Source organism: Pseudoalteromonas sp. AS84 (genome assembly GCF_038900255.1).
Lineage (GTDB): Bacteria > Pseudomonadota > Gammaproteobacteria > Enterobacterales > Alteromonadaceae > Pseudoalteromonas.
On the sequence record NZ_JBBMQY010000045.1, the window covers coordinates 1 to 2,928 of the forward strand.

General features: G+C 35.5%; 4 protein-coding genes. All 4 read right to left on the reverse strand.

Annotated elements, in window-relative coordinates; all coding sequences use genetic code 11:
- Positions 1-216: 216 nt before the first annotated feature.
- Positions 217-990 (reverse strand): ADP-ribosylglycohydrolase family protein, encoded by a 774-nt coding sequence (locus WNY79_RS20705; protein ID WP_342876783.1) that lies wholly within the window; start codon positions 988-990, stop codon positions 217-219.
- A gap of 68 nt (positions 991-1,058) precedes the next feature.
- Positions 1,059-1,760 carry a hypothetical protein gene (locus tag WNY79_RS20710; protein WP_342876784.1) on the reverse strand — a complete coding sequence of 234 codons (702 nt, stop codon included), beginning with the start codon at positions 1,758-1,760 and terminating at the stop codon, positions 1,059-1,061.
- Positions 1,761-1,770: 10 nt separating this feature from the next.
- The gene (locus WNY79_RS20715) at positions 1,771-2,217 is read right to left on the reverse strand and encodes a hypothetical protein (protein ID WP_342876785.1); all 447 of its coding nucleotides are present in this window, start codon (positions 2,215-2,217) and stop codon (positions 1,771-1,773) included.
- A 243-nt stretch (positions 2,218-2,460) separates the two neighbouring features.
- The coding region (locus tag WNY79_RS20720) for a hypothetical protein (RefSeq protein WP_342876786.1) at positions 2,461-2,928 on the reverse strand (468 nt) is incomplete at its 5' end.

A 2,928-nucleotide genomic window follows, 5' to 3' on the forward strand; every position in this document is an offset into this window, starting at 1 on the left:
TTTTCACACTGATAAAAGCCTAGTACTTAGTTCGCCAAACTGCAAAAATTAGTGTGGGTGTCTAGTTTATTGTAGTCTTAGTAGTAAATCGATGCCAGTATTTAAAGTGGGTGTCTTTGTTACTCTAAAAACCTAGTTCTTCGTTTCACAGAGTCCAAAACTGAGAGTAGGTGTCACTGTTATTCGGGTAATTGTCTAGTTTATTTTGAGACAACATTACAAAGTGAATTTTTTTCTTAATTCTTCATCTAGCTTGCTCAAAAATAGAATGCCATAATTTGGCTCATCTAAATCTTTAATCAAATTTAAAGGCAGGTTCTTCTCGTATTCATCAAAGCAGCAAGCTAATCCAACAGCTATAGAAGCGACACTGTCTGTATCCCCTCGAAGTGCAACACAGCTTTGCAGTAAATCTTTAAGGTTACTATTTTTTATTAAACAGCTAAAGGCAGCACTAACAGTATCGAATGCTTTAATAGAAACCTCCTTGCCCCAGTCAAAATCCCAATCGGCATAACCTTCACCTTCTAAAAACTTTTCTAAGTTTAATAATTTACCTTTGTGATGGATGCCAAAGTGACAAGCTAAGGCAATAGCGCAACTAGATTGTATAGCTATAGAAGAATTGTGCGTAATTTGGGCTTGCATTTTAGCAAATTCGAGAAGCTTATTTTTTTCTTTAAAAAAACCTATCGGTACAGATCTCATAGCTGCACCATTTCTTTCGCTATTGGGCTTGATTATATTTATTAGATCAAATCCAGATTCTACACTTAATAAAAGTTGATAGAAGCCCTTTGAATATCCTAAGCGTTGATCTCGCTTAAAGCATTCAATAAACTTATCTGCAATAATTTCGCTCGTAAATTTTTCGTTATTTAACATTAATTCCACTATGGCGATTGTCATCTGGGTATCATCGGTATATTTAGCTGAGAACCCATATAAATCATGTCGTGAATAACTAGACAGATCATTATAAAGTACCACTTTTTTTCCGAAGAAAACTCGAAACCAGCCCCATAGGCATCTGCTATAGCTATTTCTATTAACATTAACTAATTATCACCTTGAGCTATAATATTCGAATACATTTCAAGAACAGATTTTCCTGTTAGTTCTTTTTCTAAGTCTAGCACTTCTTTTAAGGCACTTTTAAAATCCAGAACTGCGCTATATTTCACAATTTCTTGCTTATCTAAAAAGCATTCCTCAGGCGCAATACCTAACTCCCAGCGTGTTTTATAAATACTTCTAAACTTAGAACGGAGAAACTCGACCTTCTCAAGAAAAATCATCTTTTGGAATCTTAAAACATCTTCTTCAAGTCTCAATTCAGATTTTACTTTCCTATTTTCTGATATTTGAAAGAGCTCCCATAAAGTAGGCTCAATTGAATCTGAGTATCGACTATAACAACACTCATAAACAATTTTATTTTCTTTAAATACCTTTCCAACAATGGACTCATCACCCGTTTCTAAATCAACCTTAATTGTTTCGATTAATGAATATTCTTCAATCACTTCTCTCATCTCTTTGCCATGATACTCTCTATAGCGAGCTTCTTTGGGTATCCTTTGCAAATCGGAAACACTAAAGAAAGCAGAATTGAGATTATTGTCTGAAATAAATTGAACGAGAATTAAATTATTATTTTCTATTAAGAAAAACCTTATTATTACTTCTTCGTTACTGGATAAAAAATCTTCTTTATGTAAATTATATATATCCAAGTTAAAGTTATTTATATCGATCATAATTGCATCCTTAAAGTTGAGTTAATTTAACAACACCTTCAATATTTGAATCAACAACCAGCTTATGACCAGATTGTATGAGATGCTCGGATTTAGCAGGTGACTGTCCAATTTTATCAGCAAAATGGACGTCCATAGCAAGCGGTGAAACGTCTTTTACATTATTCGCTTTAAAAATCATCACTTTCCCTCCCTCATATTCTGGACTTAACTCTTCACTAACAGAAGCGAAGAATGTTTCAGTCAACACTGAGCCCCTTTTATATTTATCATCAAACCAATCTGGAAGAGGTGACTTACCAAGTCCCCGATAAAATACTCCTGATTCAGAAGGTAGTTTGTCCAATGCTAAATTTAGGCTACAAACTAAAGCCTCTTCAGCTTCAGTTAGTTTAGCACCACTCAGCATCTTAGGTGCTAGCCTGCCCTTCATGAAAAAGTTTGTTGTATAACCCATTATTAAGTAAGCATCCTTTAAATTAATTTCATGCTCATTATAGTAAACTAAACTAGACAGCCACTCTAATTGTACAAGCCAAACTGTGCTATAAAATCTACTTTTTAGGTTAAAAATTTACCTTTCCTAATCGATTCTTTTCATTTAACCCATTAAATAAAACATGACCGCTATTAAACCTAAATTACACGCATGAAAATAACTGCATAGTGCAGTTGTGATTTATTACTGAGCAGTTTAAGTTTATGCGAGAAACTTTTTGCAATTATTGATATTTGCCCGCCGTTTTCTGTTTAAGTTTTCACAGTAACCTGCTTGTGATGATGCCCGGCCAACTGCACCGTGAAATACGCGGGTAAACTGTGTGGTGAGTTTTAACCAGTTTTCTGGGGAAATATTGACTCTTTCGAGCAAGAGTAATTGTGTACTCTCAATATACCCTCGTTTGCCCTCTCGTATACAGCGCCCTGTTAACTCAACAAGTTCAAGGTACGATTTAAGCTCAAAGGGTAGCCCTTTTGGCATGGTTTGACGTGGCATGCCTGCAAAGCGGAGTAATTGTTTTGGCTGCTTGCCTTCTTTTGCGCATATTAGCCGTACTTGAGCACTGGTATGGTCTGATTCTTCTGGTGTCTTTGCCATTTTGGCTCTGATAGGGTTTAAATCTACATACGCCATGCAGGCCGCCAATCCAGCTTCATCTAATAACGC